The sequence below is a fragment of the Duganella fentianensis genome, from assembly GCF_964031615.1.
Taxonomy (GTDB): domain Bacteria; phylum Pseudomonadota; class Gammaproteobacteria; order Burkholderiales; family Burkholderiaceae_D; genus Rugamonas; species Rugamonas fentianensis_A.
This window is the reverse complement of record NZ_CAXIQN010000019.1, coordinates 169,676-192,635: the sequence shown is the minus strand read 5'-3', so window position 1 is coordinate 192,635 and position 22,960 is coordinate 169,676. Positions and strand designations below refer to the sequence as shown.

Sequence of the window (22,960 nt, the reverse complement as noted above, 5' to 3'; positions counted from 1 at the left end):
AGCCCGAATAGCGCTACGTTACGACAAATCTTGGCGCCAGCATAGACTGATGCCCTCTAATTTGCAAAAATCGCCATTTTCCAATTAAAGATGCGGTCAGCGCGATGGTCTATAATCGCGCCTACCGATGTCTCCGAGAGTGCCTGCCTTGTCTACTTCTTCCATCGATTTCTCCAAGTGGCTGACCCGACGTAACGCCATCCGTGGCTTCATCGCTATTGGCGTTGCCGGCCTGATTGCCGGCGGCTTGCTGATCGCCTATCTGCTACTGGTGGTGGCACCCAATCTGCCATCGCTCGATGCCGTCACCGACTACCGTCCCAAGATCCCGCTGCGCATCTACACGGCAGATAATGCCCTGATCGGCGAATTCGGCGAAGAACACCGTGATTTCATCCCCATCAAGGACATGCCGGAGATGATGAAGAAGTCCGTGCTGGCCATCGAGGACAAGCGCTTCTACGAACATAACGGCATAGACTGGGTGCGCGCACTGGGCGCGGCCAAAGCCAATCTAGGTGGCGCCATGCGTCAGGGCGGCTCCACCATTACCATGCAGGTGGCGCGTAACTTCTTCCTGACGCGGGAAAAATTCTACGGCCGCAAGCTCAATGAAGTCATGCTGGCCTTTAAAATCGAAGCAGCCCTGAACAAGGACCAGATCCTGGAACTGTATATGAACCAGATCTATCTGGGTCAGCGCTCGTTCGGCTTTGGCAGCGCCGCCCAGACCTATTTCGGCAAGTCGCTGAAAGACCTGAATATCGCCGAAATGGCGATGCTGGCCGGCCTGCCGCAAAATCCTGCACGCCACAATCCGGCTGTTAATCCGAAGCGCGCCAAACAGCGCCAGCAGGTAGTACTGCGCTCCATGCGCGAGCTCGACTACATCACGGAAGAACAGTACCAGAAGGCACTGCACACCACGCTGCATGTGAGCCACCGTGGTCAGGAATTCGAAACCCACGCAGAATACGTGGCCGAACTGGCACGTCAGGTGGTGTATGCCCAGTTTAAGGAAGACACTTACACCAAGGGCATCAGTGTCTACACCACCATCCTCAAAGCCGACCAGATTGCCGCCTACGAGTCGGTGCGTCGTAATGTGCTGAACTACGATCAGCGCCACGGCTACCGTGGGCCGGAAACCTTCATCAATCTGCCAGCTAATCTTGAAGAACGCGATGACGCCATCGAAGAAGCACTGCAGCGCCGTCCCAGCAGCGACCGCCTGATTCCGGCGGTGGTACTGGAAGCCAGCCCGAAAGCGGTCAAGGTGCAGAATCCTTCCGGCGACGAAATCACCGTCACCGGTGACGGCCTGCGACTGGTGACCAATGCCCTGAGCGACAAGGCCAAAGACAGCGTACGCCTGCGCCCCGGCGCCGTGGTGCGCATCATGCAGGAAAAGAATAGCTGGAGCATCACCCAGGTGCCGCAGGTGGCAGCCGCCTTCGTGTCCATCGATTCGGTTACGGGCGGCTACCATGCCATGGTAGGCGGCTTCGATTACAACCTGCAGAAGTTCAACCACGTTACCCAGGCATGGCGCCAGCCCGGCTCCTCGATCAAGCCTTTCGTGTATTCGGCAGCACTGGAAAAAGGCTTCAACCCATCCACCATCATCAACGATTCCCCGCTCGATCTGACGGGCGCCGAAACCGGCAACGAGGCCTGGAGTCCGAAAAACGATGACGGCAAATTCGATGGCCCGATCAGCATGCGTACCGCGCTATCCGAATCCAAGAACGTCGCCTCGGTGCGCATCCTGCGCTCGATTACCGTGCCGTTTGCCCACAACTATCTGGGCAAGTTCGGCTTCGATCTGGCCAAGCATCCCAAGAATCTGACTCTGGCGCTGGGTACGGGCTCGGTCACCCCGGCCCAACTGGTGGGCGCCTACGCCGTGTTTGCCAACGGCGGCTATGAGGTAGAACCGTATTTCATCGCCAAAATCGTCGACGGCAGCGGCAAGGTGATCTCCGAGACCAAACCGCGCACTTCCCTGCCCGACGAAGCCCGCAAGATCGATCCGCGCAATGCCTATGTGGCCGATAGCCTGATGCGGCAAGTTACCCGTACCGGCACGGGTGCCGCTGTGGCCAAGCTGGGTCGTCCTGATCTGGCCGGCAAAACCGGCACTTCCAGCGATGCCGTAGATGGCTGGTTCGCCGGCTATGGCGGCGGCATCGTGGCTGTCTCGTGGATGGGCTACGATGACTCCAAATCGCTGGGCGGCAAGGAGTTCGGCGCCACCGTGGCACTGCCGATCTGGATCGATTACATGAAGGTAGCGCTGCAGAACCGTCCCGCGCAGGAACGTCCCGTACCGGCGGGGCTGACGCAGGTGAATGGCGAATGGCTGTTTGACGAGTTCATGGGCGATGCGGCGCGCCACTCGCTCGACATGGAAGACTATGTACCGCCTGGCGGCGAGAATGTGGCGCCGACGCCGCCCGCTAGCCCCACCACGCCCACCACACCCGCGACGCCTGGCAATAACTGACGTTCACCGCGGCACCGGCCTGAGGGCTGGTGCCCGCTATGGCTACGGCTGACCGGCCAGATAGCCGCGCATCATCCGCACGGCACTATCGGCAAACTGGTCCGGTGTAATTTCCGCAGCACGGTATTTCCAGCGTTTGACATACCAGTCCTGGAACATCGCCAGGATGTGCGCAGCCAGCAGTTCGGGACTGCCCTGCGGCCGGTTCGGCAATTCGCTGATGATATTGGCGAACAAGGCCTGAACGTATAGTTCCGATTCCTTGGCGGTCGTACGCTGGGCCGCTTGCAGCACGCGCGAATCCATAAAAACGAAATAGAACCACGGCTGCAGAATTTCGGAGACGTAAATGGAAGCGCGCATCAGTGCCTCCAGCCGGTCCAGCGGGTCGCTGACATCATCGAACATGCGCGGCACTTCGTGGGTGGCATGGCGCACCACATCCTCTATCATTTCCGCTAACTGATCCTTGCTGCTGATGTAACCATACAGCCCGCCCATGGACAGCCCGGTCTCGCGGCACAGATCGCGCAGATTCATGGTGCGGAAGCCCACCTCGTTGGCCAGCTTGAAGGTGGCGCGGAAAATTTTTTCGATGTTTTCCAGCGCCGGCTTGCGTCGTTTCACGGTAATCCGCTCGGCATTGTGGTCGAGCAGATAGGCCCAGATATTGTCGCCGTCCAGCGGCGTCATAGCCTGAAATTGTTGCAGGTTGAAGTGGGCTGGCAAGGTCGTCTCGCTCTCTCTCGCTGAAAGTGCTGTGGTTTTTTTGCCCTGATTATAGCGCAGCCTCCCCGCCATCATCAGCCACCATGCAGATTGGCTCCTCAGGCCTAGTGTGCGGTCTGCGCGGTCATCGGGCTGGTGCTACATTTTCCTCACCGGTTGCACGCCGGACTACAAAAAAACTACGGAGACCACCATGAGACAACGCCTGTGCCAGTTACTGGCATTCTGTCTGCTCGCCAGCAGCCTGTTCAGCAGCCCCGCCCATGCCGCCGGCTACACCCAGACCCGCTATCCCATCGTACTGGTGCACGGCCTGTTCGGTTTCGATAATATCGGTCCCGTCGATTATTTCTACGGCATCGCCTCGGCGCTGCGTAGCGGCGGTGCGCAGGTGTACATTACCCAGGTGTCGGCCGCCAACAGCACGGAAGTAAGGGGCGAACAGCTGCTCACGCAGGTGCGCCAGATACTCGCCGCCACCGGCGCCAGCAAAGTCAACCTGATCGGCCATAGCCATGGCGGCCCCACGTCGCGCTATGTGGCTTCGGTGCGGCCCGATCTGGTCGCTTCCGTAACCAGCATCGGTGGCGTCAACAAAGGTTCGCGCGTGGCCGACGTGCTGATCGGCGCCGTGCCCGATGTCACGTATGGCGTGGCGAATGCTGTTTCCGGCTTCATCAGCTTCATTTCCGGCAATCCCACCCTGCCGCAGAATGCACGTGCAGCCGCGACTTCGCTCAGTACGGCCGGCACACTGGCCTTCAACCAGCGCCACCCACAGGGGGTGCCCGTCAGCGCCTGCGGCGAAGGCGACTATCAGGTCAACGGCGTGTACTATTTCTCGTGGAGCGGCGCCCAGCCCTACACCAATCTGCTCGATATCAGCGACCCCGTACTGGCGCTCACAGCGCTGGCATTCAACGGCGCCAAGAACGATGGTCTGGTCAGCAGCTGCTCCAGCCATCTGGGACGGGTAATCCGCGACGACTATGCGCTCAATCATCTGGATGAGGTCAACCAGATGGTCGGCATTACCAATCTGTTCGAAACCAATCCCGTCACCCTGTTCCGCCAGCAGGCCAACCGCCTGCAAGGCATGGGTCTGTAAGGACGGCGCGTATGACGAAGGCAAAACGCTATGGGCTGATCCTGCTGGCTGGCGCCATCACTATTGGCGCCTATCTTAGCTGGCATCAGCCGGCTGTTCCGGCCACTGCCACTGCCAGTGCCGGTGCAAGGGCTGGGGCTGGGGCAGGCTCGCCGGACTATTTCGCCTTCGTGCCGTCCATGCTGGGCACCCGACCAGATGGCCATCTGGCGCAACAGGAGGCGGACCAGCTAGTGCTGTCGCCGGAACTCATCTATTTGTTCGACTATTATCTGGCCGCGCTGGGCGAAAAGCCTCTGGACGCCATCCGCACGCAAATCCGTCTCGAATTGGCGCGCCGCCTGCAGGGCAATGCAGTGGCCGAAGCCCAGCGCCTGCTCGATGCCTACATCTACTACAAGCGCGCGCTAGCCAGTGTAGAAGGCCAGCTTGGCAGCAGCAAGGATCCCGTGCAAGCGGCGCGCCAGCGCCTGCAGGCTATGCGCCAGACCCGTGCCAGCTACTTCAGCGCTGCCGAATCCAGCGCCCTGTTCGGCAGCAGTGACGCCTATGACGAAGATGCCATTGCCCGCATGGAGATCAGCAGTGACCGCCAGCTCAGCGAAGCACAGCGCCAGCAACGCTGGCAGCAACTCGATGCGCGCCTGACACCAGCCCAGCGCGCCGAACGTGCCGCGCCCACCCGCGTGCTGGCACTGGAGCAGTCGGTTGCGCAGGCGCGGGCGCAGGGTGCCGATGAAAACCAGATCTATCGACTGCGCGCCAGCAGCTTCTCCCCTGCTGCCGCCGACCGACTGGCCGAACTCGATAGAGACGAAGCCGACTGGCAGCGCCGCATCAGCAGCTATCAGAAAAGCCGACTAGCACTGCTGCAACAGGGACGCGATCAGACGCAAGCCCTACAGCAATTGCGCGATGCCAGCTTCAGTCCGGCCGAGCAACTGAGACTGGGCGCGTACGAGCAATAATGTGAGCATTGGTGTGAACATTAATATGAGCGGTGATACGAGCAGGGATGCGTCGACTCAGGCCGCACACACCTGATTGCGGCCGCTGCGCTTGGCATCGTACATGGCGCGGTCACCAGCAGCCATGAGGGTCGGCAGGTCGTAGCCGGCCGTCACGGAGGCCACCACCCCGATGCTCACCGTATAGGCCACGGCCGCACCATCACAGGGCACGGATTCATCAGCGATGCGCGCCCGCAGCCGTTCGGCCAGCCGGAGCGCGGCCGCCGGATCGACGCCATCGAGCACCAGCACAAACTCTTCGCCGCCGATACGGGCCAGCACATCCATCGGCCGTAACTCCTGCCTGAGCAAGCGGGTCAGGCAGCGCAGCACTTCATCACCAGCCGCATGGCCGAAACTGTCATTGATCTGCTTGAAATGATCGACGTCGATCATCAGCACCGCCAAGTCGCGCCGCGCACGCTGCAGGCGCAGCGCCAGCCGGCCACCCTGATCTTCCAGTCCGGCACGGTTCAGCGCTCCCGTCAGCGCATCAATGCTGGACAGATGGCGTAAGCGTTCCGCATAGCGCCACATCACCATCAGAATCAGACCGACAGTGGTACACACCTGAGCCAGCGGGATCGTTAGCATGGTAATGCCCAGCACCGTCGAGCTGGATAAATCTACCGGCCCTTCCTGCATTAACAGATGCACGCCCCGCACCACCAGCGCCGTGCCCAGCAACCCGAAGCCAGCCACCGCGATCGGCACACCGCGCTCGTTGGAATAGCGCCCAGCCGAATAGCCACATATCCAGTTGAGCACGCCGAAATACAAGCCACTGAATGCCACACGGGCTTTGACGCTAGGTTCTATCAATGAGAAATACGCACTGACCAGCAACGATATCAGGGTAATCAGCAAGACGTGAGACAGCGCAAGCGTGTCGCCGCAATGTACCCGTACACCCCGCAGCACCAGCGCGATCCCCAGTGCGATCAGGCTATACCCCAGCAGCGCATACACTAGAAAAGGGATGCCGCCCAGATTAGTCATACTCAGGCCGACGGATATCACCAGATTACCCGTAGCCCACCAGCGCATTTCGGGCGGACTGTCACGATAGCAAGCGGAAGCGACCAGCAATGCCGTCGTCAGTACCGTGGTACAGACCTGAACCAGTAACAGTGTGTCGAAGCTAAGCACGCCGGCTCCCGTCCCGAGGATGACTCAATGTAACTCAGCCCGCCAACGCTCGCAACCGGAAGTGTTCTGGACAAACAAAAATAGCTGCCGAAGCAGCTATTTTGGTAACAGTGACGCTAAACCAGACGCTAGATTTACTGCTGGCGACGACGACGGGCAACTGCGCCCACCAGACCCAGACCGGCCAGCAGCATAGCGTAGGTTTCAGGTTCCGGTACCGGCGCTGCCACGTAGCCCTTGAACGGCTCCCAGCCTACTTCGACTGCCGAGCTGATGGAATTGGCAATCACGGTGCCTTCCAGATGGCCCGTACCAAACAGATTGGCGTTGCTGGCCAGAATAGAACCCCAAGTACCGGTTGCAATATTTACCCCGGTAGCGCCATTCAGGTTGAACAGTACATTGGCTCGCAGCGCTTTCAACTGGCCGTCCTGACCACCAGCGAATTTCACGTCGCCTGTGCCACTGACGTTGATCAACACGGTGGCATCAGCACCCACGTTGCTCAACGTCAGGTTGGTCAGGTCGTGCGTGGTCAGATTGAACACCTGCACGCCGGATTTGCCGTTGCCGATCAGCTCGATACCGCTATTACGGTAGTTCACCGATGTGCCGTTGCTGGCCTGCTTGCTCAGGGTATTCGACAGAGCGCTCAGTTCGGTCTTGGCCGCTTTGAAGTCCGTCACCTTGCTGATATCCGTCTGTTTCAGATTATGGTAGCCGGAAGAAGTATTGCTGCCGCCGTAAACGCCTTTGCCGTATGGATTGGTGGTGTATTCGGTAATCGGGCCGATCGACGCATTGGTATCAACGTTTTTCAGGGGCGGACCATAGATATTGCCACTCTGCAGATTGACGTTGCCAGCCACTACCATGCTAGGGCCAGTGCTGCCGTATGGGGCACGGTAGCCGATCGAGGTGCCGCTGGCCGAGAAATTGCCACCGACGGCGAGGCGACCCTCGATATCGGTCACGCCCGAGACATTGCTGAAAATGTAGGCGCTGTAATTGCTGGCCGCGCCCAGGTTAAAACTAGGCACAGCGGCCTGGGCCGTACCGATTGCTGCGATGCTCAACACCAGTGGCAAAACACGTTTGATCAGATTCGAAGTGGTCATGGTATGTAATTGGTATATGTTGGAGAAAATGTAAGCAAAAACAGGTAAAACCAGACTGTATGGGAAGAATTATATCCTTAAATCAAGATAAATAACCATCCTGACAATGAAAATTCTCTTAAATTAACTACCAGTTCCATACCAGTGAACAAAATCAGCACACGCGTTGGCATTGCGGTAAAGTGATACACATTGCAACCAGCCCAGTCGCCATGGCCTATCCCATCGAAAACAAGCTAGTTATCGGCATCGCTTCCAGCGCCCTGTTCGACCTCAGTGCGTCACATAAAATTTTTTTGGAAGAAGGTGAAGAAAGTTACCGAAAGTATCAAGAACAGCAGCACGACGTGGTGCTGGGCAAAGGCGTGGCCTTTCCTTTCATCCGTCGCTTCCTCAGCATTAACCAGCATTTCGCTGGTGAAGCGCCGGTGGAAGTGGTGCTGTTGTCGCGCAACTCGCCGGAAACCGGACTGCGCGTGATGAATTCCATCGCCCATTACGGACTGGACATTTCGCGTGCCTGCTTTGTAACGGGCAATTCACCCTACACTTATCTACCAGCCTTCAATACCTCGCTGTTCCTGACGGCGCATGAGGAAGATGTGCGCAATGCACTGGCTGCCAACTATCCCGCCGGACTGGTTCTACCATCGCGCATCGAGGATGACGACAGCGACAACGAATTACGGGTGGCCTTCGATTTTGACGGCGTGATCGCCGACGACGAATCGGAAACTGTTTTCAAGCGTAATAACGATGTGGATGAATTCCATGCCCACGAACGCGAACGTGTGGCTGTGCCGCACCAGCCGGGGCCACTGGCCACCCTGTTCCAGAAACTCTCGCTGATGCAGCGGCTAGAAGAAGAAGCCTGCCGGCGCGATCCGTCCTACCGCAAGATCCTGCGCATTGCCATCATCACGGCCCGCAGTGCTCCGGCCCACGAGCGGGTGGTCACCACCCTGAAAAGCTGGGGCGTTTCGGCCAACGAAACCTTCTTCCTCGGCGGCATGGAGAAGGCCCGCGTGCTGTCCATCCTCAAGCCGCACATCTTCTTTGACGACCAGTTAAGCCACCTAAAATCCGCCGGCGGCAATATCCCCATGGTGCATGTACCATTCGGCGTGGCCAACCGGCCAGTTGTACCGGCCAGACCGGGCTAGTCCCGCCGCACCGGAACGGGGCTTGGTCTATAATGCTGGCAGCGGCATCGCCACTCTGGCGATGCGCCTTAACAGTGAAGCTGCGTTGTGTCTCTGGTCTTAAAAAATTCCATCCCAAAACCCGGCAACCGTTACGCCCTGCCTGCGCTGCATGGCTCGTCGGACGCCTATGCACTGGCGCAAACCGCGCTCGAACTCAAAGCCCAAGGCCAGATGCTGGCCGTGATCGTCGCCAGCGCTAGCGACGGCCAGCGTCTGCTCGATGAGATCCCGTGGTTCGGCGGCGAGCAACTGCGCTGCCACCTGCTGCCGGACTGGGAGACACTGCCTTACGACGCGTTTTCGCCCCATCAGGATCTGGTCTCCGAACGTCTGGCCACGCTGCATGAAATCTCCAGCGGCCAGTGCGATGTGATGCTGGTGCCAGCCACCACGGCGCTAGTGCGCATGGCGCCGCCGTCCTTCCTCGCCGCCTATACCTTCTTCTTCAAGAAGGGCGAATCGCTCGATGAAGCGCGTCTGAAAACCCAGCTGACGCTGGCCGGCTACACCCACGTGACCCAGGTGATGTCGCCCGGCGAATACTCGGTGCGCGGTGGCCTGATCGACCTGTTCCCCATGGGTTCGGCCCTGCCCTACCGGCTCGACCTGTTCGGCGACACCATCGAAACCATCCGTACTTTCGATGCCGACACCCAGCGCTCGCTGTATCCCGTGCAGGAAGTCCGTTTGCTGCCGGGGCGCGAATTCCCCATGGACGAAGCGGCCCGCACCACCTTCCGCAGCCGCTGGCGCGAACAGTTCGAAGGCGATCCTTCGCGCTCGGTGGTGTACAAGGACATCAGTTCGGGCATCGCTTCGGCCGGTATCGAATACTATCTGCCGCTGTTTTTCGAGCAGACCGCGACGCTGTTCGACTACCTGCCGGACGGCGCCACGCTGGCACTGGTGGGCGATATCAATGCCGCCATTCAGCGCTTCTGGACCGATACCAGCTCGCGCTACCGCTTCCTGAAAGCCGACCGCGAGCGCCCTATCCTGCCACCGGAATCGCTGTTCCTGTCGGACGAACAGTTCTTCGTGCTGGCCAAGCCGTATGGCCGTCTGGTGATCAGCCGCGAGGCCGATGCGGGCGCTTCCGAGTTGTCAGCACCAGTACCAAATATCGCCGTCAACCGCCACAGCGACGATCCGCTGACCAATCTGCGCGCCTACCTGCTGCAGTCTGGCCGCCGCGTGATGATCTGCGCCGAATCGAACGGCCGGCGCGAAACCCTGCAGCAGTACTTCAACGAATACGACCTGCCACTGGCGCCAGCCGAAGGCTACGAGGGCTTCCTCACCTCCAGTGCCAAACTGATGCTGGGCGTCGCGCCGCTGCATGCGGGCTTCGAGCTGTCCACGCCGGACGAACACCTGATCTTCATCACCGAAACGGAACTGTATGCCGGTTCCGGTCGCCGCGTGGGCAAGAAGAAGCAGGAAGCCGTCACGCAGGTGGAATCCATGGTGCGCGATCTGTCGGAGCTGAAGATCGGCGATCCGGTAGTGCACATCAACCATGGCATCGGCCGCTACATGGGCCTGACCAGCATGGATCTGGGCGAAGGCGAAACCGAGTTCCTGCATCTGGAATACGCCAAGGACACCAAGCTGTATGTGCCGGTATCGCAGTTGCACGTGATTTCGCGCTATTCGGGTGCCTCGCCGGACGACGCGCCGCTGCATTCGCTGGGCTCCGGTCAGTGGGAAAAAGCCAAGCGCAAAGCGGCAGAACAGGTACGCGATACGGCGGCCGAACTGCTTAATCTGTACGCCCGCCGCGCACTGCGTCAGGGCCATGCCTTCGAATACTCGGCGCATGATTACGAGCGCTTTGCCGACAGCTTCGGCTTCGACGAAACGCCGGACCAGCAGGAAGCCATCAACAACGTGATGCGCGATATGACTTCCGGCAAGCCGATGGACCGTCTGGTCTGCGGCGACGTCGGCTTCGGCAAGACCGAAGTGGCGTTGCGCGCTGCCTTCATCGCCGTGATGGGCGGCAAACAGGTGGCCATCCTCGCACCCACCACCCTGCTGGCCGAGCAGCATGCCCAGACCTTTGCCGACCGCTTTGCCGACTGGCCCGTGAAGATCGCGGAAATGTCGCGCTTCCGCACTGGCAAGGAAATCAGTCAGGCAATCAAGGGCATGGCTGACGGCACGCTCGATATCGTCATCGGGACCCACAAGCTGCTGTCGGAAGACGTGAAGTTCACGCGCCTCGGACTTGTCATCATCGACGAAGAACACCGCTTCGGCGTGCGCCAGAAGGAAGCGCTGAAGTCTCTGCGCGCCGAAGTCGACGTGCTGACGCTGACGGCCACACCGATACCCCGCACGCTGGGCATGGCGCTGGAAGGCCTGCGCGACTTTTCGGTCATCGCCACCGCACCGCAGAAGCGCCTCGCCATCAAGACCTTTGTGCGTAGCGAAGGCGAATCGATCATCCGCGAAGCCTGTCTGCGCGAACTCAAGCGCGGTGGTCAGGTGTACTTCCTGCACAATGAAGTGGAGACCATCCAGAACCGGCTGGCCATGCTGACCGAACTGCTGCCCGAGGCGCGTATCGCCGTGGCGCACGGCCAGATGCACGAACGCGATCTGGAAAAAGTCATGCGCGACTTCGTGGCGCAGCGCTACAACATCCTGCTGTGCACCACGATTATCGAAACCGGTATCGACGTCCCCACCGCCAACACCATCATCATGCACCGCGCCGACAAATTCGGTCTGGCGCAGCTGCACCAGTTGCGCGGCCGCGTAGGTCGTTCGCACCATCAGGCTTATGCCTATCTGCTGGTGAACGATGTGGGGGCGCTGAGCAAACAGTCGCAACGCCGCCTTGACGCCATCCAGCAGATGGAAGAACTGGGCAGCGGCTTCTATCTGGCCATGCATGATCTGGAAATCCGCGGCGCGGGCGAAGTGCTGGGCGATAACCAGTCCGGCGAAATGACGGAAGTGGGCTTCCAGCTGTATTCGGACATGCTCAACGAAGCCGTGCGTGCGCTCAAGGCGGGCAAGGAGCCGGATCTGGCCGCGCCGCTATCTACCACCACCGAAATCAATCTGCACGTACCTGCCCTGCTACCCGCAGACTTCTGCGGCGACGTGCACGAACGCCTGTCCATCTACAAGCGTATGGCCAACTGCAATGCCCAAGACAAAATCGACGACATGCAGGAAGAACTGATCGACCGCTTCGGTAAACTGCCGGATGCCGTCAAGGCCCTGATCGAAACCCACCGTCTGCGCATCGCTGCCAAGACTGTCGGCATCATCAAGATCGATGCCCACACCGAAGCAGCCAATCTGCAGTTCATGGCCAAGCCGCCTATCGACCCGATGCGCATCATTGAACTGATACAGAAAAACCGCCAGATCAAACTGAACGGACAGGACAAGCTGAAGATCACTGCGGCCATGCCGGATCTGGCCACGCGCGTGGCCCAGATCAAGGGCGCCATCAAGCAGCTGACCAGCTAGTCCAAGGCAATCTCTCTTTTTATGAATACGGAAAACAACATGACGAATCTGGTGCTGCAAGGTCTGGGCGACTGCAAGGCGCAACTGCAACAGCTGGCAGCACTGGCCGGTGTCACCGGCACGACCAGCAGCCGCTGGCTCAGCGACACGGCACTGCGCTGCGAAGGCGTGGCGCTGGATGATGCGCAGCGCCAGAGTCTGGCCACGGCGGCACTGGCCGCCAAAGTCGATATCACGTACGACGCCGGTCAGCGCAAGCTCAGCGACTTCAAACTGGTCGCGATGGACATGGATTCCACCCTGATCACCATCGAGTGCATCGACGAAATCGCCGATATGCAGGGGCTGAAAGCCGAAGTATCGGAGATCACTGAAGCGGCCATGCGCGGCGAACTGGATTTCTCCGCCAGCCTGAAACGCCGCGTGGCACTGCTCAAAGGGCTGGAAGCGACGGCACTGGAACGGGTGTACGAAGAACGTCTGCAATTGTCGCTGGGTGCGGAAGCCATGCTCAAAGCCGTGCAACAGGCTGGCATGAAAACCCTGCTGGTATCGGGCGGCTTCACCTTCTTCACCGCACGCCTGAAACAGCGTCTGGGACTGGACTACACCCACGCCAATGAACTGGAAATTATCGATGGCCGCCTGACGGGTAACGTCATCGGCGGCATTGTCGATGCGGAAGAAAAGAAACGTACGGTGGCACGCGTCTGCGCCGAGCTGGGTATCAGCACCAGTCAGGCCATCGTAATGGGCGACGGCGCCAACGATCTGAAGATGATGAGCATCTCCGGTATGTCCGTCGCCTTCCGCGCCAAGCCGGTAGTGCGTGAACAGGCCAGCGTAGCGCTCAACTTCGTCGGTCTGGACGGCATCCTGCCATTGCTGGCGTGATCCCTAGGCAGCGCCGCAGCCTAGCGCTGCGCGCTGCGCAGCAAGTCCAGCAAGCCGTCGGAGGCGTCCTCGATATAGTCTAGCACCAGATCGAAGCCACGGCCGCCGCCATAATACGGATCCGGCACTTCCAGCGCGCCGCTACGACGGGCGTGCTGCATGAACAGCCCCAGTTTGTGGCGGTGCTCGGCGGGACAGGCCGCTTCCAGCAGACTCAGATTGTGCTGGTCCATCGCCAGTACATGGTCAAACAGCTCGAAATCACTGGCTTTCACCTTGCGCGAACGCTGGTACGACAGATCATAGCCGCGCTTGAGCGCAAACTCCATCGAACGAGGATCGGGCTGCTCACCCACATGGTAGCCATGGGTGCCGGCCGAATCGATCTCTATCCAGTCAGCCATACCGGCGGCTTCCACGCGCTGGCGGAACACCCCTTCTGCCGTAGGCGAACGGCAGATATTCCCCATGCAGACAAACAGCACCGCTACTTTGCCAGTCATCGCCGCATCCTTCACAGCAAAGCTTGAAGTGCCGCCACCAGTTGCGCGCATTCCTCGTCCGTGCCGATGGAAATGCGCAGGAACTGGTCGATGCGGGCCTGTTTGAAGTGACGCACGAGGATGGCGCGCTCGCGCAGTCCGGCCGCCAGCGTGGCTGCATCGTGTGTTGGGTGGCGGGCAAAAATAAAGTTCGCCTTGGATGGCAGCACTTCAAAGCCTAGTCCCTGCATCTGCTGCGTCAGCCATGCCCGGCTGGCAATGATGGCCTCGGAGGTCTGGCGCGTGTACGCCACATCCTGTAGCGCCGCCACGGCACCGGCTTGCGCCACCTGCCCCAGCGGGTAGCAGTTGAAGCTGTTCTTGACCCGTTCCAGTCCGGCGATCAGATCGGCATGGCCGAGCGCAAAGCCAACCCGCAAACCAGCCAGCGAGCGTGATTTGGACAGCGTCTGGACCACCAGCAGATTCTCGTAACGGTTCACCAGTGCTGCCGCGCTTTCGCCCCCAAAGTCTACATAGGCTTCATCGATCACCACAGGTTGAGCGGGATGCGCCTGCAGCAGCGCTTCGATCTGCGCCAGCGTCAGCGCGATGCCGGTCGGAGCATTCGGGTTGGCGATGATGATGGCGCCGCACGGTTGCTGGTAATCGGCGATATCGATCTCGAACTGCGCGTTGAGCGGCACCTGCACATTGCGTATGCCGTACAGGCTGCAATAGGTCGGATAGAAGCTGTAGCTGATATCGGGACTGAGTAGCGGCAGGTCATGCTTGAGCAGCGCATGGAAGGTATGTGCCAGCACTTCGTCCGAACTATTCCCCACGAACACCTGTTCGCGGCGCAGGCCGAAATGTGCCGCCAGCGTATCCTTGAGCGCAGCATTCGACGGGTCGGAATACTTGCGCAACTGCTCGCCCGCTGCTGCTTGCATGGCGGCGATGGCCAGCGGCGATGGCGGATACGGGTTTTCGTTGGTATTGAGTTTGATCAGGCCCGACATCTGCACCTGCTCGCCCGGTGTGTAGGGCGTCAGCGCGTGGACCACATCGCTCCAGTAGCGGCTCATTGCAGCACCTCCAGCGCGTGTTCGATGTCGGCAATCAGATCATGCACATCTTCCAGCCCCACGTTGAAGCGTACCAGCTGGCCTTTGTTCGGCCAGTCCTTGCGCATGCTCTGTATGCGGTAAGGCATGACCAGACTGTTGGCACCACCCCAGCTATAGCCGATTTTGAACAGCTGGAGTGCATCGATGAAGCGGTCGGTCTGCGCTTCCGTGTACTGTTCGTTGAAGATCACCGAGAACAGGCCACCGGCGCCTGTGAAGTCGCGCTTCCAGAATTCGTGGCCGGGGCAATCGGTAAAGGCCGGATGCAGCACTTTGGAGATTTCAGGACGTGCCTGCAGCCATGCGGCCAGTTTGCGCGCCGCTGCATCATGCGCCTCGAAGCGCAGACGCATGGTGGGAAGGCCACGCGAAACGAGGAAAGCGTCGTCCGCACCCACGCCCATACCGAGACGCATGTGGGCGCCAGCGATCTTGTCGTGCAGCGCACGGTCGCGCGTAATCACAGCGCCCATCAGCACATCCGAACCGCCGGACTGGTATTTAGTCAGTGCCTGCATGATGATGTCTACACCCAGATCGAAACCGCGCAGTGCCAGACCGGCCGACCACGTGTTATCCAGTGCCACCACCACGCCGCGTTCGTGCGCTGCCTTGCAGATGGCCGGCAGGTCCGGCACTTCCATCGACACGGAGCCCGGTGCTTCGGTCCAGATCAATCGGGTATTCGGCTGTATCAGTTCGGCGATACCGGCGCCGATCAGCGGATCGTAGTAGCGCGCCGTGATGCCGTAATCGGCTGACAGCCAGCGTCCCAGTTCGCGATTCGGGTTATACACGTTATCCGGCAACAGCACGTCGTCGCCGCTACGCAGCAAGCCCAGATCGACCATGGCAATCGCTGCCAGTCCGCTCGGCGCCAGCAGGCAGTAGCTGCCGCCTTCGATTTCGGCCAGCCGCGCTTCCAGCGTGAAGGTGGTCGGCGTGCCATGCAGGCCGTAGGTATAAGCGTTCTTGTCTTTCCATTCGCCCGAGCGCATGGCGGCCACGTTCTTGAACAGCACAGTGGAAGCGTGATGAATCACGGCGGGGAAAGCGGCAAAGCCTTCCGGTGCGCGGTAATCGGGATGCACGATGGCGGTCTGCTGGGATTTTTTAAGTGTCATGATGAGTAAGCTCGGACGAAAAAAAAGGCGGTCCATGACTGGTCCGCCTTTATTATAGGTTTGATTCGCTTATTGCGCCTCGCCCCACAGGTCGTGCGCGTCGGACGTGGTGATCTTCACGTCGACAAACTGGCCAACTGCCAGCTTCTTGTGTGGCTCGAACGGTGGCTTGACGTACACCACGCCATCGATTTCCGGCGCATCGGCGCTGGTACGGCCCACGCCGCCCGTGCGGTTGATCTCGTCAATCAGCACGCGCACGGTCTTGCCGACCTTGGCCTTCAGACGATTACGCGAGATTTCCTCCTGCAGCAGCATGACGCGGCCACGGCGCTCTTCGCGCACTTCTTCCGGCACAGGGTTGGCCAGTTCGTTGGCGGTTGCTCCTTCTACTGGCGAGTAGGCGAAGCAGCCCAGACGGTCGATCTGAGCTTCCTTGAGGAAGTCCAACAGATATTCGAATTCCGCTTCCGTCTCGCCGGGGAAACCAGCGATGAAGGTGGAACGGATGGTCAGGTCCGGGTTCATCTTGCGCCAAGCCTGAATGCGGTCCAGATTCTTCTCGCCGCTAGCGGGACGTTTCATACGCTTCAGCACTTCCGGATGGGCGTGCTGCATAGGGATGTCGAGGTAAGGCAGAATGTGGCCGTCGCCCATCATCGGGATGATCTGATCCACGTGCGGGTACGGATACACATAGTGCAGACGGATCCACGCGCCATACGATTTAGCCAGTTCGCCCAGCGCTTCGGTCAGCTGGGTCATGTGGGTCTTGATCGGACGGCCATTCCAGAAACCGGTGCGGAACTTCACGTCCACGCCATAGGCCGAAGTGTCCTGCGAGATCACCAGCAGTTCTTTCACGCCCGATTTGAACAGGTTTTCTGCTTCCAGCATCAGGTCTGCAATCGGACGCGAGACCAGATCGCCACGCATCGAAGGAATGATGCAGAAGCTGCAGCGGTGGTTGCAGCCTTCGGAAATTTTCAGGTAGGCGTAGTGCTTAGGCGTGAGCTTCACGCCCTGCGCCGGAATCAGGTCGAGGAAAGGCTCGTGCGGCTTAGGCAGGTGGGTGTGGACCGAATCCATCACTTCCGCCAGCGCATGCGGGCCGGTCACGGCCAGCACTTTCGGGTGTACCTTCATGATGATGTCGTCACCGGACGCATCCTTCTTCGCGCCCAGACAGCCAGTGACGATCACTTTGCCGTTTTCGGCCAGCGCTTCGCCGATCGCATCGAGCGATTCCTGCACGGCTGCGTCGATGAAACCGCAGGTGTTGACGATGACCAGATCGGCACCATCGTAGGACTTGGCCGTTTCATAGCCTTCCGCGCGCAGCTGGGTCAGAATCTGTTCGGAGTCCACCAGCGCTTTAGGGCAGCCGAGGGAAACAAAACCGACTTTGGGCGCGGCGCCACTGGTGCTGCCGGTGTCTGCGGCAGGCTTGTTACGGGAGAGAGGTTGCGATTGCATGGTATGGGTCGAAAGCGATTGTCGAAAACGCGTAAAAATGTCGAGCAATCGAACATTATACCCCATTCTTCATAGTGCGCCGTGATAGGATGGCGCTCCGGCCGCGGGCAGCATCTGGCGCGGCAGCACTCAACAGGGAGTTTATTTCGTGGCAACGCTGAAAGACGTCGCAGCCTTGGCAGGCGTGGGCATGTCCACCGCCTCGCGCGCCATCAGCGGCGCCGGTCCCGTCTCGGCCGATGCCATGAAAAAGGTGCAAGCCGCCGTCGAGCAGCTGAATTTCCGCCCTTCTTCCATAGGCCGCTCGCTGTCGAGCAAATCGCTGGGCATGGTCGGTATTTACACGCCCTCCTTCTTCGGCGCCTACTACGGCACCATCCTGCAGCAGACCGATATCGAACTACGCGCCATCCGGCGCCATGTGGTGGTAGCTACCGGCTGCGGCGATGGCGACCGGCGGGAGGAAACCATCGAAGCCGTCAACTTCCTGATCGACCGCGATTGCGACGGCATTGTCGTGCTGGCGCATGACCTGCGCGAGGAAGATATGCTGGCCCTACAGAAAAAGCAGCCGCGCATCGCTTTTCTCAACCGGCGCAATCCCCACGCGCCCGAAACGGGCTTCTGCCCCGACCACTACCATGGCGGCGAGCTAGCGGCACGCGCGCTGATCGAAGCCGGCCACAGCCAGTTGGCCGTGATTAGCGGGCCCGCTAGCGCCTTCGACAACGTGGAGCGTATCAGCGGCTTCTATGCCGAACTGGCCAAGCATGGCATCGCCCGTACCGACGTGCTGCAGATAGACGGCGACTTTTCGCGCGATAGCGGCTTCGCTGCGGCAGCGAACCTGCTGGATCAAGGGTTGAACTTCACTGCGCTGTTCTGCGCCAATGATGAAATGGCCACCGGCGCCCTCGCCTGCCTGCACCAGCGCGATATCAGCGTGCCGCAGCAGGTTTCGGTACTGGGCTATGACGATGACTACACGGCCGAATACAGCGTACCGGCCCTGAGTTCCGTACACATCCCCATGCAGGAAGTCACGCGCAATGCCGTGCGCTGGCTACTCAATCTGTGTTACGGCACAGGCCACGAAATCGTGCGCGAATATCCCATCACCGTATCGATGCGGGCCACGCTAAAGCCTCCCGCCACGGACCCAAGACGGTAATCAGCGGCGCCGCAAGAATAGCAGGGGCAGCAGAAGCAGATGCTACAGGCGCTGCTCGCTGGCGGCGTCGAACAGGGAAACACGCTGGCTGCGTATGGAGAAGGCCATAGTCTGCTCGCCTTCCACCGCCAGACCATCCTGCACGATGCCCGCCACCGGCGTGCCATGCAGATCCAGCCACACCACGCGGTGCGCGCCCATCGCTTCGATCAGCGTCACCGTGCCAGTGACAGCGTTAGCCGCCTCATCGCGGTTGCCAATGTCGATATCTTCGGGACGCACACCCAGCACGCAAGCCTGCCCATCCACAGCGGCCTGCGCAAACGGATAGGCCGACACGTCGAGCGTCAGGTGCTCGTTACGGAACACCACCTGCCCGCCCTGTACCGACAGGCTGCCCTTGAACAAATTCATTCCGGGCGAGCCGAGGAAGGTGGCCACGAACAGATTGGCCGGACGGCTGTAGATATTGTCCGGCGTATCAAACTGCTGCACCACACCGCCCTTCATCACGGCCATGCGCTGCGCCAGCGTCATGGCTTCCACCTGATCGTGCGTCACATAGATCATGGTGGCGCCCAGCTGCTTGTGCAGTTGCTTGAGTTCGCGCCGCAATTCGGTGCGCAGCTTGGCATCCAGATTCGACAGCGGTTCATCGAACAGCATCACATCGGCCTCTCGCACGATGGCGCGACCAATCGCCACGCGCTGGCGCTGACCACCGGACAGGTTGGCCGGTTTGCGCTTCAGCAGCGGCCCCAGTTGCAGCATGTCCGAAGCACGCGCAACGCGGCGCGCGATTTCCGCCTTGGGCGTGCCGCTGATGCGCAGGCCAAACGACATATTCGCTTCCACATCCATAGTCGGATACAGCGCATAGGACTGGAACACCAGCGCAATGCCGCGATCCTTGGGATCGGCCCAGGTCATATCCTTACCACCGATTTCGATCTGGCCACCACTGGTATCGATCAGCCCCGCAATGCTATGCAGCAGCGTCGATTTGCCGCAGCCCGATGGCCCCAGCAGCACAACGAATTCACCCGCCTTCACATCCAGATTCAGGGACTCGATTACCGTGTTACCGCTGAGGGTAATCTTCAGATCCCGTATCGCTACATTCGACATGCTTTATCCTTTAACCGCGCCAGAGGCGATGCCGCGTACGAACCAGCGGCCAGAAATGAAATAGAGAGCCAGCGGCACCAGCGACGTCAGAATGGTGGCAGCCATATTGACGTTGTACAGACGCTCGCCCGTGGTAGTGTTGATGATGTTATTGAGCTGCACCGTCATCGGCAGATGCTCGGTACCGGCAAACACCAGCCCTAACAGGAAGTCATTCCAGATACCCGTGACCTGCATGATCACCGCCACCACGATAACCGGCGTGGACATCGGCAGCATCAACTGCAGGAAGATGCGCCAGAAGCCGCCACCATCGATACGCGCCGCCTTGAACAGCTCTACCGGCAGCGCCGCATAGTAGTTACGGAACAGCAGCGTCATCACGGGCATACCGAAGATGGTGTGGATCAGCACGATGCCCGGCAGCGAGCTATACAGATTCAAGGTCGCCAGCACACGCACGAGCGGATACACCATCACCTGCACGGGAATGAATGCGCCCATCATCAGGATGGCGAACAGCAGGCCCGCGCCGCGTGGACGCCAGAACGACAGCGCGTAGCCATTCACGGCGCCAATCGCAATCGACAATATGGTGCTGGGCACGACGATAGCGACAGAATTCCAGAAGCCGCCGCGAATACCTTCGCACTCCAGCCCTGTGCAGGCCGACTGCCACGCCTGCAGCCACGGCTCCAGCGTGGGATGCAGCGGCAGCGCAAACAGCGTGCCGAGACGGATCTCTTCCATCGGTTTCACGGAGGTGACCAGCATCACGTACAGCGGCAGCAGGAAGAATAGCGCCGCCACGATCAGGAAGCCGTACACGCCCATGCGCGCAGGCGTCCAGCCCGGCGTGCGGCGCGGTTTGGCGATGGCGCTCATGCTGCACCTCCTTTGGCGGCACGGCGGCTACGCACGAAATACAGCGGCGCGACAATCGCCAGCACCGTCGTCAGCAGCACAATGGAAGCGGCCGAAGCCAGTCCGATATTGGCGCGGCCGAACAGATAGTCCATGATGAATTTGGCCGGTACTTCGCTGGCCGTGCCAGGGCCGCCCTGCGTCATGGCCACCACCGCGTCGAATACTTTAACCACCATCACGAACAACAGTACAAACGCGGTCGACAGCGAAGCGCCCAGCATGGGCAATACGATGCTCAGATACACGCGCCAGCGCGGTATGCCGTCAATACGGGCGGCCTTCCAGATTTCCTCGTCCACGCCGCGCAGGCCGGACAGCATCAGCGCCATCACCAGACCGGAAGCCTGCCACACGGTGGCGATCACGATGGTGTAGATCACCATGTCCTGATCGACGATCCAGTCGAAGTGCGCTTCCGTGAAACCCAGTTTGTGCAGCACTTCCTGTATGCCCAGTTCGGGATTGAGTATCCACTGCCAGATCAGACCAGTAGCCACGAACGACATCGCGTACGGATACAGGAAGATGGTGCGCAGCGCGCCTTCGGCCATCACTTTCTGGTCGATGAATACGGCCAGCAGAAAGCCGATGGCCAGACAGGCGATGATGAACAGCACGCCGTAGATAGCGATATTCTGCAGCGACAGCAGCCAGCGTTCGTTGTTGAAGAGGCGGATGTACTGCGCGGCACCGACAAAATCGCTATTCGGGAAAGTGCGCGAACTGCTGACGGACACGCGCGCCGTCCACAGCATGGTGCCCAGATACGCCAGCAGCACCGTGGCTGCCATGGGCAGCAGCGCAAGGTAGGCGGCAAAAGATACGCGCTGGCGCCCACGCTGGCGCGCCACCCTGCCCGGCTGGTTAGCCTTATTCATTCTGTCTCCTGAGGACGTAGTCCGCCCATTTTATGCGTTTGGCCGCGTGAAACTCAATGCTGGCCGCTTATTTGGCGCGTCGCTGGGCGAGGAACTGCTGCACCAGCTGTGCGCTACGTTTCGGCGTACGCTGCTGGGTGGCGTAATCGACGTGGACGATGCCGAAACGGCGCTCGTAGCCGAAAGCCCATTCGAAGTTATCCAGCAGCGACCAGATGAAGTAGCCGCGCACATCCACACCGGCCTTGACCGCCTGATCGACGGCCGCCAGATGGCGATTAAAGAAGCTGATACGCTGACTATCGATGACTTCCCCGTCCACTACCTGATCATCCGACGCCATGCCGTTTTCCGTGATGTAGATCGGTGGCAGTTGCGGATAATCGCGTTGGAAGCCCACCAGCAGGTGGCGCAGGCCGTCGGGATAGACTTCCCAGCCCATCTGGGTACGCTCCACGCCTTCCAGTGCCACTTCCGTATAACCATGCTGCCCATCGCTGACCACATTGCTGCGGAAGTAGTAATTGATGCCGAGGTAATCGACCTTGGTGCCGATGATGGCCAGATCACCTTCCTGCATCACGGGCTGGGCCTCCGGCCACAGTTCCCACAGCGCGGCCGGATAGCTCTGTTTCAGCAGCGGGTCCAGCACCCACTGGTTGTTCTGCACTTCGAACAGCATGGCTGCGCGCTGGTCGGCCTCGCGATTCCCGGTAGTAGTGGCGTGGCCCACATTGACCACGATGCCGGCCTGCGCGGCCGGATCGTTGGCGCGCAGATGCGCCATCGCCAGGCCATGCCCCAGCAGCAGGTGGTGCATGGCCTGCGTGGCCAGTTTCACATCCTGCTTGCCCGGCGCATGGTGGCCGTTGCCATAGCCCAGCCATGCCGAGCACCATGGTTCGTTCAGGGTAGCCCATGCATCGACCAGACCAGCAAGTTCGCGGCTGATCATGTCGGCATATTCGGCGAAGCGGTAGGCGGTAGCACGGTTGGTCCAGCCGCCCTGATCTTCCAGATGCTGGGGCAGATCCCAGTGATACAGGGTGACAAAAGTCTTCATGCCCTTGGCGCGCAGCGCCTGCAGCAGCTTGCGGTAGAACGCAATGCCGGCCTGATTCGGCTGGCCATCGGCCGTCATCACGCGCGGCCATGCAATCGACAGACGGTAGGCATCGACCTTGAGCATGTCCAGCAGCGCCACATCCTCTTCCCAGCGGTGATAGTGGTCGCAGGCGACGGCACCCGTATCACCGGCCAGCACTTTGCCGGGCGTGGCGGAGAAAGTATCCCAGATCGACGGCAGGCGGCCATCTTCGTGGATGGCACCTTCGATCTGATAGGCTGCCGTAGCAGCACCCAGCAGGAAATTCTTCTGCCACAGCACCGAATCGGCGGGTGGCAACATACTCTGATCCAGCGCTACGGACACCACA

At 60.1% G+C, this 22,960-nt stretch carries 18 protein-coding genes; 7 read left to right on the top strand and 11 right to left on the bottom strand.

Annotated features, from left to right (window positions below):
• Positions 1 to 148 precede the first annotated feature (148 nt).
• Positions 149 to 2,506, top strand: a complete 2,358-nt coding sequence (locus tag ABNT42_RS13560) for a penicillin-binding protein 1A (protein WP_348697760.1) — start codon at positions 149 to 151, stop codon at positions 2,504 to 2,506.
• Positions 2,507 to 2,548: 42 nt separating this feature from the next.
• Here ABNT42_RS13560 and ABNT42_RS13555 read toward each other — a convergent pair whose 3' ends face one another.
• Positions 2,549 to 3,235, bottom strand: coding sequence for a helix-turn-helix domain-containing protein (locus ABNT42_RS13555; RefSeq protein WP_348697758.1), 687 nt, complete (start codon positions 3,233 to 3,235; stop codon positions 2,549 to 2,551).
• Positions 3,236 to 3,428: 193 nt separating this feature from the next.
• Between ABNT42_RS13555 and ABNT42_RS13550 the strand changes: the two genes are divergently transcribed.
• Together ABNT42_RS13550 and ABNT42_RS13545 are read left to right on the top strand one after the other, a co-directional pair.
• A complete protein-coding gene (locus ABNT42_RS13550; protein ID WP_348697756.1) occupies positions 3,429 to 4,343 on the top strand; it encodes a triacylglycerol lipase in 915 nt (304 codons plus the stop codon).
• 11 nt (positions 4,344 to 4,354) lie between these two features.
• Entirely contained in the window at positions 4,355 to 5,311 is a 957-nt protein-coding gene (locus ABNT42_RS13545) for a lipase secretion chaperone (RefSeq protein ID WP_348697754.1), read from the top strand.
• A 57-nt stretch (positions 5,312 to 5,368) separates the two neighbouring features.
• Here the strand turns inward: ABNT42_RS13545 and ABNT42_RS13540 are convergent, their stop codons facing one another.
• Both ABNT42_RS13540 and ABNT42_RS13535 read right to left on the bottom strand, forming a co-directional pair.
• Positions 5,369 to 6,502 (bottom strand): GGDEF domain-containing protein, encoded by a 1,134-nt coding sequence (locus ABNT42_RS13540; RefSeq protein WP_348697752.1) that lies wholly within the window; start codon positions 6,500 to 6,502, stop codon positions 5,369 to 5,371.
• Positions 6,503 to 6,636: 134 nt separating this feature from the next.
• On the bottom strand, positions 6,637 to 7,620 hold the full coding sequence (locus tag ABNT42_RS13535; RefSeq protein ID WP_348697750.1) for a choice-of-anchor A family protein: 984 nt from the start codon (positions 7,618 to 7,620) through the stop codon (positions 6,637 to 6,639).
• A 212-nt stretch (positions 7,621 to 7,832) separates the two neighbouring features.
• Here ABNT42_RS13535 and ABNT42_RS13530 point away from each other — a divergent pair, with 212 nt between their 5' ends.
• The 3 genes from ABNT42_RS13530 (at position 7,833) to serB (ending at position 13,208) form a co-directional block, all read left to right on the top strand.
• Positions 7,833 to 8,783, top strand: coding sequence for a 5'-nucleotidase (locus ABNT42_RS13530; RefSeq protein WP_348697748.1), 951 nt, complete (start codon positions 7,833 to 7,835; stop codon positions 8,781 to 8,783).
• Between the two features lie 87 nt (positions 8,784 to 8,870).
• Positions 8,871 to 12,314 carry a transcription-repair coupling factor gene (gene mfd / locus ABNT42_RS13525; RefSeq protein ID WP_348697746.1) on the top strand — a complete coding sequence of 1,148 codons (3,444 nt, stop codon included), beginning with the start codon at positions 8,871 to 8,873 and terminating at the stop codon, positions 12,312 to 12,314.
• A 21-nt stretch (positions 12,315 to 12,335) separates the two neighbouring features.
• Complete coding sequence (gene serB, locus ABNT42_RS13520) at positions 12,336 to 13,208, top strand: phosphoserine phosphatase SerB (RefSeq protein ID WP_348697744.1); 873 nt, start codon at positions 12,336 to 12,338, stop codon at positions 13,206 to 13,208.
• Positions 13,209 to 13,228: 20 nt separating this feature from the next.
• Here the strand turns inward: serB and ABNT42_RS13515 are convergent, their stop codons facing one another.
• From ABNT42_RS13515 to rimO, 4 genes are all read right to left on the bottom strand, one after another.
• Positions 13,229 to 13,711 carry a low molecular weight protein-tyrosine-phosphatase gene (locus ABNT42_RS13515; RefSeq protein WP_348697742.1) on the bottom strand — a complete coding sequence of 161 codons (483 nt, stop codon included), beginning with the start codon at positions 13,709 to 13,711 and terminating at the stop codon, positions 13,229 to 13,231.
• An 11-nt stretch (positions 13,712 to 13,722) separates the two neighbouring features.
• Entirely contained in the window at positions 13,723 to 14,778 is a 1,056-nt protein-coding gene (hisC, locus tag ABNT42_RS13510) for a histidinol-phosphate transaminase (protein ID WP_348697740.1), read from the bottom strand.
• A complete protein-coding gene (locus tag ABNT42_RS13505) occupies positions 14,775 to 15,944 on the bottom strand; it encodes a cystathionine beta-lyase (protein ID WP_348697738.1) in 1,170 nt (389 codons plus the stop codon). The genes hisC and ABNT42_RS13505 overlap by 4 nt, the downstream gene beginning before the upstream one ends.
• Before the next feature lie 69 nt (positions 15,945 to 16,013).
• Positions 16,014 to 17,420 (bottom strand): 30S ribosomal protein S12 methylthiotransferase RimO, encoded by a 1,407-nt coding sequence (rimO, locus tag ABNT42_RS13500; protein WP_348697736.1) that lies wholly within the window; start codon positions 17,418 to 17,420, stop codon positions 16,014 to 16,016.
• A 148-nt stretch (positions 17,421 to 17,568) separates the two neighbouring features.
• Here rimO and ABNT42_RS13495 point away from each other — a divergent pair, with 148 nt between their 5' ends.
• Positions 17,569 to 18,591: a substrate-binding domain-containing protein gene (locus tag ABNT42_RS13495; protein ID WP_348697734.1), complete on the top strand. Its 1,023-nt coding sequence runs from the start codon at positions 17,569 to 17,571 to the stop codon at positions 18,589 to 18,591.
• Between the two features lie 42 nt (positions 18,592 to 18,633).
• Here ABNT42_RS13495 and ABNT42_RS13490 read toward each other — a convergent pair whose 3' ends face one another.
• The 4 genes from ABNT42_RS13490 to ABNT42_RS13475 all read right to left on the bottom strand — a co-directional run bounded on the left by ABNT42_RS13490 (position 18,634) and on the right by ABNT42_RS13475 (position 22,932).
• A complete protein-coding gene (locus ABNT42_RS13490) occupies positions 18,634 to 19,719 on the bottom strand; it encodes an ABC transporter ATP-binding protein (protein ID WP_348697731.1) in 1,086 nt (361 codons plus the stop codon).
• 3 nt (positions 19,720 to 19,722) lie between these two features.
• Positions 19,723 to 20,604: a carbohydrate ABC transporter permease gene (locus ABNT42_RS13485; RefSeq protein ID WP_348697730.1), complete on the bottom strand. Its 882-nt coding sequence runs from the start codon at positions 20,602 to 20,604 to the stop codon at positions 19,723 to 19,725.
• Positions 20,601 to 21,524 (bottom strand): sugar ABC transporter permease, encoded by a 924-nt coding sequence (locus ABNT42_RS13480; RefSeq protein ID WP_348697728.1) that lies wholly within the window; start codon positions 21,522 to 21,524, stop codon positions 20,601 to 20,603. The genes ABNT42_RS13485 and ABNT42_RS13480 overlap by 4 nt, the downstream gene beginning before the upstream one ends.
• 67 nt (positions 21,525 to 21,591) lie before the next feature.
• Positions 21,592 to 22,932: a GH1 family beta-glucosidase gene (locus ABNT42_RS13475; protein WP_348697726.1), complete on the bottom strand. Its 1,341-nt coding sequence runs from the start codon at positions 22,930 to 22,932 to the stop codon at positions 21,592 to 21,594.
• Positions 22,933 to 22,960 lie beyond the last annotated feature (28 nt).

Coding starts and splice junctions, on each gene's coding strand:
- ABNT42_RS13550 (WP_348697756.1), top strand. CDS start 3,429: ATGAGACAACGCCTGTGCCAGTTACTGGCATTCTGTCTGCTCGCCAGC.
- ABNT42_RS13515 (WP_348697742.1), bottom strand. CDS start 13,711: ATGACTGGCAAAGTAGCGGTGCTGTTTGTCTGCATGGGGAATATCTGC.
- ABNT42_RS13535 (WP_348697750.1), bottom strand. CDS start 7,620: ATGACCACTTCGAATCTGATCAAACGTGTTTTGCCACTGGTGTTGAGC.
- ABNT42_RS13480 (WP_348697728.1), bottom strand. CDS start 21,524: ATGAATAAGGCTAACCAGCCGGGCAGGGTGGCGCGCCAGCGTGGGCGC.
- ABNT42_RS13490 (WP_348697731.1), bottom strand. CDS start 19,719: ATGTCGAATGTAGCGATACGGGATCTGAAGATTACCCTCAGCGGTAAC.
- ABNT42_RS13485 (WP_348697730.1), bottom strand. CDS start 20,604: ATGAGCGCCATCGCCAAACCGCGCCGCACGCCGGGCTGGACGCCTGCG.
- ABNT42_RS13545 (WP_348697754.1), top strand. CDS start 4,355: ATGACGAAGGCAAAACGCTATGGGCTGATCCTGCTGGCTGGCGCCATC.
- ABNT42_RS13505 (WP_348697738.1), bottom strand. CDS start 15,944: ATGACACTTAAAAAATCCCAGCAGACCGCCATCGTGCATCCCGATTAC.
- serB (WP_348697744.1), top strand. CDS start 12,336: ATGAATACGGAAAACAACATGACGAATCTGGTGCTGCAAGGTCTGGGC.
- hisC (WP_348697740.1), bottom strand. CDS start 14,778: ATGAGCCGCTACTGGAGCGATGTGGTCCACGCGCTGACGCCCTACACA.
- ABNT42_RS13530 (WP_348697748.1), top strand. CDS start 7,833: ATGGCCTATCCCATCGAAAACAAGCTAGTTATCGGCATCGCTTCCAGC.
- rimO (WP_348697736.1), bottom strand. CDS start 17,420: ATGCAATCGCAACCTCTCTCCCGTAACAAGCCTGCCGCAGACACCGGC.
- ABNT42_RS13475 (WP_348697726.1), bottom strand. CDS start 22,932: ATGTTGCCACCCGCCGATTCGGTGCTGTGGCAGAAGAATTTCCTGCTG.